Source organism: Streptomyces sp. NPDC007095, assembly GCF_040634475.1.
Lineage (GTDB): Bacteria > Actinomycetota > Actinomycetes > Streptomycetales > Streptomycetaceae > Streptomyces.
Genome location: NZ_JBEYFS010000300.1, coordinates 1 through 11,701, shown reverse-complemented (window position 1 = coordinate 11,701; position 11,701 = coordinate 1). Strand labels below are relative to the sequence as shown.

General features: G+C 70.6%; 12 protein-coding genes. 5 read left to right on the top strand and 7 right to left on the bottom strand.

Annotated features, from left to right (window positions below):
- Positions 1–169: 169 nt before the first annotated feature.
- Positions 170–1,018, bottom strand: a complete 849-nt coding sequence (locus tag ABZ656_RS51940; RefSeq protein WP_101407378.1) for a polysaccharide deacetylase family protein — start codon at positions 1,016–1,018, stop codon at positions 170–172.
- 448 nt (positions 1,019–1,466) lie between these two features.
- Between ABZ656_RS51940 and ABZ656_RS51935 the strand changes: the two genes are divergently transcribed.
- On the top strand, positions 1,467–1,670 hold the full coding sequence (locus ABZ656_RS51935; RefSeq protein ID WP_360278930.1) for a hypothetical protein: 204 nt from the start codon (positions 1,467–1,469) through the stop codon (positions 1,668–1,670).
- Positions 1,671–1,930: 260 nt separating this feature from the next.
- Here the strand turns inward: ABZ656_RS51935 and ABZ656_RS51930 are convergent, their stop codons facing one another.
- Positions 1,931–2,137 (bottom strand): hypothetical protein, encoded by a 207-nt coding sequence (locus tag ABZ656_RS51930; protein ID WP_101407376.1) that lies wholly within the window; start codon positions 2,135–2,137, stop codon positions 1,931–1,933.
- A gap of 127 nt (positions 2,138–2,264) precedes the next feature.
- Positions 2,265–2,717, bottom strand: coding sequence for a MarR family winged helix-turn-helix transcriptional regulator (locus tag ABZ656_RS51925; RefSeq protein ID WP_101407375.1), 453 nt, complete (start codon positions 2,715–2,717; stop codon positions 2,265–2,267).
- Positions 2,718–2,811: 94 nt separating this feature from the next.
- Between ABZ656_RS51925 and ABZ656_RS51920 the strand changes: the two genes are divergently transcribed.
- The gene (locus ABZ656_RS51920) at positions 2,812–3,870 is read left to right on the top strand and encodes an ABC transporter permease (RefSeq protein ID WP_101407374.1); all 1,059 of its coding nucleotides are present in this window, start codon (positions 2,812–2,814) and stop codon (positions 3,868–3,870) included.
- A gap of 52 nt (positions 3,871–3,922) precedes the next feature.
- Here the strand turns inward: ABZ656_RS51920 and ABZ656_RS51915 are convergent, their stop codons facing one another.
- Together ABZ656_RS51915 and ABZ656_RS51910 are read right to left on the bottom strand one after the other, a co-directional pair.
- The gene (locus ABZ656_RS51915) at positions 3,923–4,177 is read right to left on the bottom strand and encodes a hypothetical protein (RefSeq protein ID WP_101407373.1); all 255 of its coding nucleotides are present in this window, start codon (positions 4,175–4,177) and stop codon (positions 3,923–3,925) included.
- Positions 4,178–4,199: 22 nt separating this feature from the next.
- Positions 4,200–4,853 (bottom strand): TetR/AcrR family transcriptional regulator, encoded by a 654-nt coding sequence (locus ABZ656_RS51910; RefSeq protein ID WP_360278925.1) that lies wholly within the window; start codon positions 4,851–4,853, stop codon positions 4,200–4,202.
- A 142-nt stretch (positions 4,854–4,995) separates the two neighbouring features.
- Between ABZ656_RS51910 and ABZ656_RS51905 the strand changes: the two genes are divergently transcribed.
- Positions 4,996–6,426: an MFS transporter gene (locus ABZ656_RS51905; protein ID WP_360278922.1), complete on the top strand. Its 1,431-nt coding sequence runs from the start codon at positions 4,996–4,998 to the stop codon at positions 6,424–6,426.
- A 71-nt stretch (positions 6,427–6,497) separates the two neighbouring features.
- On the opposite strand, the gene ABZ656_RS51900 is transcribed toward ABZ656_RS51905, so the two are convergent.
- Together ABZ656_RS51900 and ABZ656_RS51895 are read right to left on the bottom strand one after the other, a co-directional pair.
- Complete coding sequence (locus ABZ656_RS51900; RefSeq protein ID WP_360278919.1) at positions 6,498–7,169, bottom strand: DUF305 domain-containing protein; 672 nt, start codon at positions 7,167–7,169, stop codon at positions 6,498–6,500.
- A gap of 92 nt (positions 7,170–7,261) precedes the next feature.
- Complete coding sequence (locus ABZ656_RS51895; protein ID WP_360278916.1) at positions 7,262–7,714, bottom strand: DUF6153 family protein; 453 nt, start codon at positions 7,712–7,714, stop codon at positions 7,262–7,264.
- Positions 7,715–8,087: 373 nt separating this feature from the next.
- Here ABZ656_RS51895 and ABZ656_RS51890 point away from each other — a divergent pair, with 373 nt between their 5' ends.
- Positions 8,088–10,670 (top strand): ATP-binding protein, encoded by a 2,583-nt coding sequence (locus ABZ656_RS51890; protein WP_101408421.1) that lies wholly within the window; start codon positions 8,088–8,090, stop codon positions 10,668–10,670.
- Positions 10,671–10,753: 83 nt separating this feature from the next.
- On the top strand, positions 10,754–11,491 hold the full coding sequence (locus tag ABZ656_RS51885; protein ID WP_101407368.1) for a DUF4118 domain-containing protein: 738 nt from the start codon (positions 10,754–10,756) through the stop codon (positions 11,489–11,491).
- Positions 11,492–11,701: the final 210 nt, after the last annotated feature.

Sequence of the window (11,701 nt, the reverse complement as noted above, 5' to 3'; positions counted from 1 at the left end):
ATGTCGGAAAGCCGGGTGCGGGAGAACCGCATGCCCGGTTTGAAGCGGCGGGGACTGGAAACGGAGCAACAGCCACCGCGCCAGTCCCCGACCCTGCTAGTAGGGTTTCGATCACCTCTGACAGGCCCGCCGCCGGGACCGCGGCGCGCCGGAGGTTCGTCCCACGGTCTCACCCAGTCGGTGGCTGGATGTAGTCCTCCAGGCGCGCCACGGTGAATCCCTGTTTTTGGATGCGCTTGAGCAGATTGCCGAACATCTCCGTCATCGTGATGCCCTTGAGTTCCTTGGGTCCGCGGAAGTGGGCGAGGATGATGTCGCCGGGGCGCAGCTTCCTGTCCGCTTCCTGATACCGCAAGGTGGTGATCTGCATGGATTCCTGCCACCCGACGATTGCGCGGGGCCCGCATTCTCCCACCGCGGTCTTGGTGTCGTTGTTGTATGCGCCGTAGGGCGGGCGGAACAGCAGTGGTGCGGTGCCGTACTGCTGGGTGAGGATTTTCTGGTCGCCGCATACTTCTTCCTTCTGGCGGGCCAACGGGATGGTGTTTATCGCGGGGTGGTGCAGGGTGTGGTTCTGGATGTGGTTGCCCATCGCCTGCAGTGGTTTGAAGTACCCGTAGTCCGACTTGATGGTGTCGTTCATGAGGAACATCGTGATCGGAATCTTCAAGTCTCTTATCATCTCGATGAACTTGGGGTCTTTCTCCGCTCCGTCGTCGACCGTGATGAAGACGACCTTCTGCGAGGTCGGTAGGTGCGCGAAGACCGGGACGGTTCCGGTAGCGGAGAGTTTGACGGGCCTGTCGGCCGGGGGTCTTGGGGGCGCGGGCAGCGGCGTGAGACTCCACTTCTTCCAGGTGGTGGCGCTCGGTGCGGTGCTGGGGGCCGACTGGCGCGAGGTGGCGGCCGGGCCGGTTGCGCTGCCACTCCCCGCGCCGCAGCCGCCGGCCGCCATGGCCGCTACGACCGCACCCGTCAGCGACCCGTAGAACCCGCTCCGCCTGTTGTGCCGCTTCACCGCACCGGTCTTCCGTAAGTGCCGTGCCGTCCTTGACTCTGCTGGGAAAGGTACCCGGCCACGCGGGAGCAGGCGTTCATTGACCAGGCCGTGTACGCCGCGCGCCAGTCTCCTTGAACAGCAACTGCTCGATCGCGCTCCCCGGCGCGGCGCCGCCGGCCGAGGTGGCGACCTCCTTCATGCTCATTTCGATGCCGAGTTCGGCGAGCGCGGCCCGCTGCGGCTCAGTGTGCTCGTCCCGACGGCTCTTTGGGGTTGCTCATGAACACGCCCCGCTTCACGGTCACCGGCTGTGGCTCGCGCAAAGAGGTCGTTTTCCAATCGGACGGTTTCCACGGTCCGGCGGCGCAGGCCGGTCGCCCGCGGCACGATTCGGCCGTCGTCGAACGAGCTCCGTTCCCGCTCCCGGCCGCCCAGAATGCGGAGAAGCCGAGCGAAGGAGGACTTCATGCGTGTGCGTACGCGGGCGACGGCCGTGCTGATCGTGGCAGCTGCGGTTGTGGGAACTGTGGCCCCGGCCGCGTCGGCGCTCCCTGCTCCCTGGGAGACGAGCGGCGTGCATCATCCTGTGCACGCGCAGGGTCACCAGGTCTCGTCCGATCATCTCTCCGGCACCGTCGCCATCCTGTGCCCGGGCGGCTGCTACCAGTAAAGAGCTGCCCGCTTCCCCTGTGTCCTGGTCAATGAGGCGGCAGGGAGCATCCTTGGCCGATGGGCGTTCGGGCAGTGAGAAGCCCTGGCTGGACGGGGGAGACCAGCCAGGGCTTCAGCCAGGATTGTCCCATGGGCTGGAGGTGAGGCCCGTGGGCAGCGCCCCTCCGCAGTCACAAATGAGGCTACGCCGAAGCCGCTGCTGCTTGCGGTGGCGGGGGCCGTGGTGTTCGGCCTGGTCGGGGAGGGGGACCTCTGGGGTCAGTATCCGTTACCGACGCTGGTGAACCTCCCGCTGACCACGTTGAACATCATTGCGAGGTTGGTCTTGCGTGCCGAAGCCGACCAGCGTGTGGGCGGGCTGGCGTCGATCCTGGGCGGGGTGAGCAATCCGCCGGGGTGGGCGGACCAGTGGGGCTGGGGGTCACCGCCGCCGTATTCGGTCCTGAAACCGGCGTCGGGCCGCATTGGCCTGCGCCTTTCCGGGGGGATCACCCGTCGGGCCGATGTCCCGGGACCGGTGGGGCGTCGAACATCCGCGTGCGGCCGGGCTCGGCGCACAGGAGGGGAGTGACCTGCTCGGCCCGGCGGCTCCTCACGGTGCGCTGTCGACGTCCATGGCCGCCGGATTCAGTGACTCCAGGAGTTTCAGGAGCAGTGAGTGGGCCTGTTCCTGCTCCGCCGGTGTGAGTACTTCCAGGGCTTCGGCGTGGGTGGCGTCCACGGCGGCGCCGGCCTCGGCCGCGAGCCGCAGGCCGGCCTCGGTGGCGTGCAAGCGGTGAGTGCGTCTGTCGCCGGGGGCGGTACGGCGTTCCAGAAGCCCGCGTGCGACGAGTCCGTTGACCGCGGTGCCCATGGACTGGGGCGTGATGGCCGCTCTGCGTGCGGCGGTCGCGCTGGTGACGCCCGGGTCGAAGGCGGCCTGGATCAGGGCGCTGTTCTGGGCGAGGGTCAGGTGGAAGGGGCGCAGGGTGCGCTCGATCCGCGTCGCCATGATCTGGCCGATCTGCCAGGCCACGTATCCGGTACGCCGGTCGGGATGTTTCACGTGGCGGACCCCCTTTGTAAGGCAACTGATTGTGGTGTACAACAGATTATCAGTTGGCTTCCATTCTTCCTATTCTTTGAGGATCCTGCCTCCGATGTCCCAGCACGCCTCCGCCCGACAGCACCACAAGCACGCCCTGGACGTGGCCCATCCGCCGCCGCGCCCCGGGACCCCGCGCGCCGTCCTGGTGCCCGTGGCGGTCGTCCTGCTGATCGGCACCGTGTTCGTCAGCGTCTACCTCGCCGCCTTCCACGCACCGCACCCCCATGAACTGCGGGTGGGCACCACGGAGATCGGCACCCACCAGGCCCAGCTGCGCCAGGACCTCGCACACGCCGTCCCGGACGGCTTCACCCTGGAGACCTACCCCGACGAATCCGCCGCCCGGCACGCCGTGCAGGACCGGTCCGTCTACGCGGCCTACCTCGGCAAGGGGGATCTGCTCTACGGCAGTGCCAACGGAGCCGCTGTCACCGCCACCGTGACCACCGCGTTCGGCTCCGTGGCCCGCGCGGAACACCACCGCCTCTCCGTCGAGGACGTCGCCCCGGCGTCAGCGGGGGACACCCGGGGGCTGTCCGTCTTCTACGCGGCCTTCGGCCTGGTACTGGCCGGATACCTCTTCGGCATGACCACCTACCAGCTCGCCCCCCGCCTCCAGTACCGCTGGCGGATGGCCAGCCTGGCCCTGTTCGGCGTGGCCGGCGGCGTCCTGGTCGCCGTCATCGCCGGCAGCACCGGCTTCGGCGCCCTGCCCGGTCCCTTCCTGACCCTCGCCCTCGTCGTCGCATTGATGGGTGCCGCGGTCGGCGGCACGACCATGGTGCTGCTGCGCCTGTTCGGCTCCGCCGGCGTCAGTCTCGCCTCGATCCTCCTGCTGATCCTCGGCAACAGCAGCAGCGGCGGCATCATGCCCGCCGCCTACCTTCCCGCCTGGTTGCGCCCACTGTCCGAGATCCTGCCCGTCGGGGTCGGCGTCCGCGCCATGCAGGGGCTCTCCCGCTTCCAGGACGACGGTCTGACCCGCGCCCTGGTGATCCTCCCGCTGTGGGTGCTGGGCGCCGCCGCCGTGCTCTACCTGAAGGACGTCTTCCGACGCGAGACCCCGAGCCGCGAGCGGGACACGGTCGAGCCCCAGCCCGCGGCGGCCTGACACCGGAGGCGATGAGCCTGCCGTACGCCCGGCCCAGCCGCATCACCATCGGCTACACGCCGGGCCTCATCATCACCCCGATAGTGCGCGAGCTGATCTGGAAGAAGCATCCTGCGTCGCCGATGATCCGGCCCATGCCGATCGGATCGCCACCGTGGACGGCCACCACCCCGTACCAGGTGTGGGCCAGCCCCACCGCCGCGCCTTCGGCGGACTTGTCGGTGAGGCCGGGGCGGGTGCGGAGCCGGCGGTAGTCCTCCACCGACGGGACGCCGGGGCGGACCTCGTACGCGCTGGGATCGGGCAAGGCGGTTCCCCTTACGGCTCGGTCACGGCTCGGTGTGACACGGGGCGTAGTGGCCCAGGAACATGTCGACGCCACCCGTGATCAGGCGGTCGGTGAGATCGTCGTCGATGTCGGTGCCGTAGGCGCTGAAGACCAGGTACGGGAAGACCAGCAGCGAGTAGAGCTGGAGCAGGGCCACCTCGATGTCGGGCACGTCGAGCCGGCCCTGAGCGACCAGTTGCCGGAGTGCTCCCGCGACGGCGGGGTGATGGCGCTCGGGACCGGCGTCGTGCCAGCCCTTGCCGAGTTCGGGGAAGCGGTGCAGTTCGCGGGCGACGACGTTCCGCAGCGCGAGGATCTCCGGGTCGGTGCGGATTCCGGCCACCCAGGCGCGGGCGGCGGCGATGAGCGACGCACGCAGGTCGTCCGAGTCGGCGAGGCGGGCGATGGCGCTGACGAGGGTGCTGCCGAGCGGGGCGTCGAGCGAGTCCTTGACGACCCCGGTGAACAGGGCTTCCTTGCTGCCGAAGTGGTTGTAGACCGTCACCTTGGACACACCCGCCTCGGCGGCGATGAGATCGACACTCACGTCGAAACCCTCACGCAGAAAGAGCTCGCGGGCCGCTTTGAGGATGGCCAGTCGCTTTGCCTCGGCGCGCGGTCCGGCGGGGGGCCGCTTGACGTCCTTCGTGCTCATGCGACGAGTCTACCGGCATGTGAACTGAACGGTTGAGTTCATATGTACTGAGCCGTACAGTTCACTTGTCCGGGCCCGTACGGAGATGGTCGTGGCCCGGCCGCACTTCCCCCTTCCGTATCGCACGCTTGGAGGATTCGTCGTGACGCACAGCACCGCCGGCGCGCACCACGCGCCCGCTTCGCAACCCCCGGCCGACCCGCGCCGCTGGCTGATGCTCGTCCTGCTCTGCCTGGCCCAGTTCATGCTCATCCTGGACGTCACCGTCGTGAACGTCGCCCTGCCCGACATGGCCGCCGACCTCGACCTCGGCAGGCAGGCGCTGACCTGGGTGGTGACCTCGTACACCTTGTGCTTCGGCGGGCTGATGCTGCTCGGCGGGCGCCTCGCCGACGTGTTCGGCGCCCACCGCACCGTCCTCGCCGGGCTCGCGGTGTTCACCACCGCGTCCCTGGTCACCGGGCTCGCCACGGGCGCGCCCATGCTGCTGGGCGGGCGGATATCCCAGGGCATCGGAGCCGCCCTGCTCTCCCCGGCCGCCCTCTCGATCGTCACCACCGGCTTCCAGGGCGCGGAACGCAACAAGGCGCTCGGCGTCTGGGCGGCCGTCGGCGGCACCGGATCGGCCATCGGTGTGCTGCTGGGCGGGGCGCTGACCGACGGGCCCGGCTGGCAGTGGGTCTTCTACATCAACGTCCCCGTCGGCGTCCTCGCCCTCGCCGCGCTCCCGGGCCTGCTCCCGGCCCGTCCGCCGCGGCCGGCCCGGCTCGACCTGTCCGGCGCGCTGCTGGTCACCGCGGGCACCGGATCGCTCATCTACGGCCTGGTCAAGGCGGGCGACACGGGCTGGAGCGGAGCTGCCACACTGCTGTCCCTGCTCGCCGCGGTCGTGCTGTACGGGGCGTTCGGCGCGGTCGAACGGGTCGGCGGCGCCCCGCTGATGGACCTCCGCATGCTCACCCGCCGTCCCGTGGTCGCGGGCGCGTTCCTGCTGCTGATCGCCACCGCGCTGCTGATCGCGTTCTTCTTCCTTGGCTCGGTCTACCTGCAGCACGTACGCGGCTTCAGCCCGCTGCGCACCGGCCTCGTGTTCCTGCCCGTGGCCGTCGCCACCGCCGTCGGCGCCCACCTCGGATCCCGGCTCGTCGGCAGCGCCGGCAGCAGGACGACCGCGGTGGGAGGCCTGCTGATCGCGGCGGCGGGCACAGCGCCGCTGACCCGGCTGTCGCAGGACGGCAGCGTGTACGCCGGCCTGCTGCCGGGCCTCGCCGTCGCCTCGTTCGGCCTCGGGGCGGTCTTCGTCACCGCCACCACCACGGCGCTGGCCATGGTCGCCCAGGAGGAGGCCGGGCTGGCCTCGGGCGTCTTCAACACCTTCCACGAGGTGGGCGGTTCGATCGGCGTGGCCGTCCTGTCCACCGTCGCCGCCGCGGGCATCGAGCACGGCGCGATCGACGGTTTCACGGACGCGTTCACGCTCAGCGCGGTCGTGGCCGCCGTGAGCGCGGGCGTCGCCCTGTTCCTCGTACCGCGCGGCAGGCCACAGACGACCGGCAATCCGCACGTGCACTGAAGCGCCCGAGTGACCGCCCGGGCTCCCCACGGCGGTCGCGGGAGCCCGGAACGGTCAACGGGTACTGCGGATCAGAGCCGGTCGAGGATGCTCTTGAGTTGCTTGACCTCGGCGGACTGGCCCGTGACGATGGCGTCGGCCATCTTCTTGGCGTCGGGGTTCTGGCCGCTCTTCTGCTCGGTCCTCGCCATGGCGATCGCGCCGTTGTGGTGGTCGATCATCATCTGGGCGAACATCTTGTCGAACTCCTTGCCCTGCATGGCCTTGAGTTCTTTCATGTCCTTGTCGGACATCATGCCGTCGCCGCCCATGCCCATCCCGGGCATGTCTCCCGCCGTGGTGGGCTTGCCCCAGGACCTGAGCCAGCCCGTCATGGTCTTGATCTCGGGGTCCTGAGCCTTCTCGATCTTCGCGGCCAGGTCCTTGATCTCCGCGTCGGAAGCGCGGCCGACGGCCAGCTGGGCCATCTCCACGGCCTGCTCGTGGTGGGGGATCATCATCTGCGCGAACGTGACGTCCGCCTCGTCGGCGTCACCGGCCTTGTCGGCCGCCGTCGCGGTCGCTGTCGCCGAGCTCTTGCTGCCGCCGTGGTCCATGCCGCTCATGCCGCTCGCGCCGTCGCTGTCGCCGCCGCAGGCGGAGAGCATCAGGGCCCCGGCGGCTACGACGCCGACGGCCGCGGCACGGCGGACGGGCTTGCGGTGGAGGCGCTTGCCGTGGAAGGCGCGCGTGAAGGCAGTCATCGTGAACTCACCTCGTGTGTTGGTTCTGGCTGTGTGGGCGTACGCGTCGTCGCGGGAGCGCGCGTGGTGCGCGTCCGCGAGGGCGGTTCGGCCTACAGCCGCAGGACCGACAACTCGGTGAGATCAGGGCCGCGGGGTGGGGGATAGGGCCGCAGCATGACGGGCGCCTCGGCGAGGAGCTTCGCCAGCCAGTCCGGACGGCGGGCGAGGGCCGTCCTCAGCAGCGCGGTGAGCACCCACGCGCCGAACATCACCGCCACGCACAGCGAGAGCATGTCCATCGCCATGGCCGGCTTGTCCTTGGACGCCGTGTGCGTGGAGTGCGCGGCGCTGCCCCGCTCCGGTGACGCCGGAGCCCCCATGGGGTCGTGGGCGGCTGCCGCGGTGGGCATCGTCGAGACGTGGGACGCGGGGCTCATGCCGTCGCCGGACGACTGGCCGGGGTGTCCCACGGCGTGCATGACGAACACGCCCAGCGCGAGAACGACGACGAGCAGCAGGTGCCCGTAGGCGCCTCCCGCTCGTACGTATCGGTTCACGTGCACGCCGGCAGTCTCCGTCTGTGATCGCTGCGGACTGGCTCTCCGACAGTAGCGAAGGGGAGTGGAGCGTGTCGTCGTGGGGGTCGGATACCGGCCCGCTTCCTGACCGGCTCATTGAACGCACGGTGCGGTACCGAACCCGGCACCGGCATGGCCGAACCGGAACCGCACCTCCGGCGGATCGTCCTTCACCCTGTCGGGGCATGGCACGTCAAGGTGGTGTCAACGACCACGTGATCGGCGCCAAGGATGCGTCAAGGGTTGTGCCGGACGACTCGCGGAAGGGCTTCGGTGGGGGGAAGCAACCCTTCCCGTCGGAGAGTTGATCTTCAGTGAGCGGAGCGCGTCGGCTGCGATGAATGACGTACCGACCGAGATGAGTGATGTGCGGATCGGCGGGGGTGAGGTACGGACCGCCGCGGGTGACGTACGGCCCGGTCGGCTGAAGGTCTACCTGGGGGCGGCCCCGGGAGTCGGCAAGACCTACCGCATGCTCGACGAGGCACGCCGCCGGGCGGCACGCGGCGCCGACGTGGTCGTGGGGTTCGTGGAGTGCCACGGGCGCCCGGGCACGGAGGCGATGCTCGACGGCCTGGAGGTCGTGCCGCGAGCCCTCTGCGCCCATCGCGGCGGGGAGTTCGAGGAGATGGACCTCACCGCGGTCCTCGAGCGCCGGCCGCAGGTCGCGATCGTCGACGAGTTCGCCCACACCAACGTCCCCGGAGCCGGCCGCAACGCCAAACGCCGGCAGGACATCGAGGAACTGCTCGCCGCCGGGATCGACGTCATCACGGCCCTCAACATCCAGCACCTGGAGTCCCTCAACGACGTCGTCGAGAAGATCACGCGAATGCCGCAGCACGAGACGGTGCCCGACGAGGTCGTACGACGAGCCCAGCAGATCGAGTTCGTCGACATCCCGCAGGAAGGACTGCGACGCCGGATGGCGCACGGCAACATCTACGCCCCCGAGAAGATCGACGCGGCCCTGGCCGACTACTTCCGGCTCGGCAATCTGACCGCGCTGCGCCAACTGGCCCTGCTGTGGGTGGCCGACCGGGTGGACGAGGCGCTCCAGTCGTACCGCTCCGAGCACGGTATCGGCGGGGTGTGGGAGACGAGGGAGCGGGTGATCGTGGCCCTCACCGGCGGTCCCGAGGGGGACACCCTCATCCGGCGGGCCGCCCGGATCGCCGACCGGTCGGCGGGCGGTGACCTGCTCGCCGTGCACGTGACCCGCAGCGACGGTCTCGCCGCGGGCACCTCGCACGCCTCACTCGCCCGGCAGCGGCGGCTGGTCGAGGACCTGGGCGGGAGCTACCACTCGGTCGTCGGCGACGACGTGCCGACCGCCCTCGTCGACTTCGCCCGTGCCGAGAACGCCACCCAACTCGTCCTCGGCACCAGCCGCCGGGGCCGCGTCGAGCGCTTCGTCACCGGCCGCGGCACGGGCGAGACGGTGGTCGAACTCTCCTCGGACATCGACGTCCACATCGTCACGCACGAGCGCGCCGGTCGCGGCACGCTGCTGCCCTCGCGGCGGCGCACCCTGTCGACCGCGCGCCGGGTCGCGGGCCCGGTCACCGGGCTGCTGCTGCCCGTGGCGCTCACCTTCCTGCTCGATGTCGACTGGGCCCGGGACCGGCTCAACCTCACCAGCGAGGCACTGCTGTTCCTGCTCACCGTGGTGGGGGTGGCCTGCATAGGCGGCGTCGCCTCGGCGGTGATCGCCTCGGTGACGGCGTCCCTGCTGCTCAACTACTGGTTCATCCCGCCCGTCGGACAGTTCACGCTCGACGATCCCAACGCGCTGCTGGCCCTGGCGGTCTTCGCGGCGGTCGCCGCCGTGGTCGCCGGCGTCGTCGACCGCTCCCTGCGCCTGTCGCGGCGCTCGGCCCGCGCCACCGCCGAGGCCGAGACCATGTCCTCGCTCGCCGGCAGCATCGTGCGGGGCGGCGCCACGATCCCGGCGCTGGTGGAACGCACACGCGAGACCTTCGGCATGGACTCGGCGGAACTCGTCGAGGAGCCGCCCGGAGACGACGGCGCGACGGCCGTGCCCGCGGGCCCCGGCGCCTTCCTCGTCCTGCGCGGGCGCCCCCTGCCCTCCTCCGAGCGGCGCGTGCTCGCCGCCTTCGCCGCCCATGTGGGATCCGCCGTCGAACGGGCCAGGCTCGCCGAGGCCGCCGCCGAGGTCGAACCGGTCAGGGCCGCCGACCGGATGCGTACGGCGCTGCTGCGGGCGGTCGGCCACGACCTGCGCACGCCTCTCGCGGCGGGCTGGGCCGCGGTCTCCTCGCTGCGCAGCCGGGACGTCGACTTCTCCGACGAGGACCGGGACGAACTCCTCGCGACCGCGGACGAGTCCATGGCCAAGCTCAACCGCCTGGTCGAGAACCTCCTCGACCTCAGCCGCCTTCAGGCGGGCGCGCTCACGCTGAACCTGCGGGCCACCACACTGGAGGAGGTCCTTCCGGCGGCGCTCGCGGACACCCCCGAGGTGGCGGTCGGGGACCTGGAGGAGATCCCGGCCGTGCTGGCCGATCCGCCGCTCCTGGAACGCGTGATCGCCAACCTCGTCGGCAACGCGGCCCGCCACAGCCCGGCGGACCGCAAGGTGCTGCTGACCGCGAGCACCCACGCGGGGCGCGTCGAAGTCCGTGTCGTCGACCGCGGCCCCGGCCTGCCGCCGTCCTCCAAGCTCTCGGCTCCGCCCGAGCAGGGAGGCACCCCCGTCCGCGACCGGCTCTTCGAGCCCTTCCAGCGTCTCGGCGACACCGACAACACCACCGGCCTCGGCCTTGGCCTGGCCCTGTCCCGGGGGCTGACCGAGGCGATGGACGGCACCCTCACCCCGGAGGACACTCCCGGGGGCGGTCTGACGATGGTGCTGTCGCTGCCCTTCGCCGAGCGGGTGGATCTTCCCAGTGATACGCAGAGCGCAGGAGGCGGCGTGTGAGCAGGGGGCGTACGACTCATGGAAGCGGCGTACGAGGGCTCGGGCCCGAGGTCGCCGTGGCAACCGCAGGAGGTGACGGTGTGATGACCGGCTATTCGCTCCGGGACCGGCTCGCCCTGGTGGCGGGCCTGGTGGGCCCCTTCCTGGTGGCGCTCGTCCTCGTACCCTTCCGTACGGATCTGTCGCGTACGAACGCTGCGCTGATCCTGGTCGTGGTGGTGGTCGCGGTCGCCGCCCTCGGCAGCCGTACGGCGGGGGCGCTCGCGGCGCTGTCCGCGGCGGCCTGGTTCGACTTCTTCCTCACCCGCCCGTACGAGACGTTCGACATCCATACCTCGGCCGACATCGAGACGGCGGTGCTGCTGCTCGTCGTCGGCGTGATCGTGTCCCAGCTCGCGGCCCGGGCCCGCCGCCTGGAGGTCATCACGGTGACGGACGCGGACTATCTCGCCCGCGTGCACGAGACCGCCGAGCTCGCCCAGTCCGCCAAGTCCTCCGACACCGTCGTCGACCACGTCCGCGGCCAGCTCACCGAGCTGCTCGGCCTGCGCGGCTGCCGCTACGAGTACGGCACCCTGCTGGGGCAGCCGCCCCGGCTGGAGCAGGACGGAAACGTCTCGGTCGGCCACCGGCGCCGGGACGTCGACGCCTGCGGCTGGCCGGACGGCGAGATCGAACTGCGCACCTACGGCAACGGCCACTACCTGGGACGCTTCATGCTCACCCCGGGCCCGGGCCCCGTACCGCCGCTCCAGGCCCGCCTGGTGGCGGTCACCCTCGCCGACCAGACGGGCGCGGCCCTGGACACGGCCGGGCGGTAGGTACCCGCGGGGGCACTGCGCGCAGCCGAGCAGGAGCCGTGCGGGGCACTTGGCCGTCAAGGTCCCGTCAAGGTCCGGGGCTTCGACGCGAAGAAGGCGCAAGGAAGGGTCGAAGGCAGTCGGGGACGGACAGAACCTGGGCGTACCCGCGCATCGCCTCCCCGCGTGCGCGGGCCACCGCGTAAGGAGCCCGTATTCCATGTCTGTCCT